Annotated in this window: 1 pseudogene; it reads left to right on the forward strand. The window is 78.2% G+C overall.

The features are described 5' to 3' along the window. A pseudogene (locus GT030_RS11165) lies at positions 1–275 on the forward strand (SEL1-like repeat protein); the annotation flags it as partial.

The raw sequence follows: 275 nt of genomic DNA on the forward strand, positions 1-275 counted from the left end.
GAGCCCGCGCACGAGCTGGGCGAGAACGTGCACCACAAGACCGAGTGCGAGGAGTGGTACGAGCGGGCGGCCGGCCAGGGCCACCGGCGCGCCCAGGTGCGGGTCGGGATGCTGGCGGCGGCGCGCGGTGACGTGGTCGAGGCGGCGCGCTGGTACCGGGCGGCCGCCGAGGCCGGGTCCCGCAACGGCGCCTTCAACCTGGGACTGCTGCTGGCCCGCGAGGGCAGCGAGCCCGAGGCCGCCGTGTGGTGGACCCGGGCCGCCGACGCCGGGCA

It is taken from the genome of Streptomyces sp. SID1328 (genome assembly GCF_009865595.1).
GTDB classification, from domain to species: Bacteria; Actinomycetota; Actinomycetes; order Streptomycetales; family Streptomycetaceae; genus Streptomyces; species Streptomyces griseoluteus.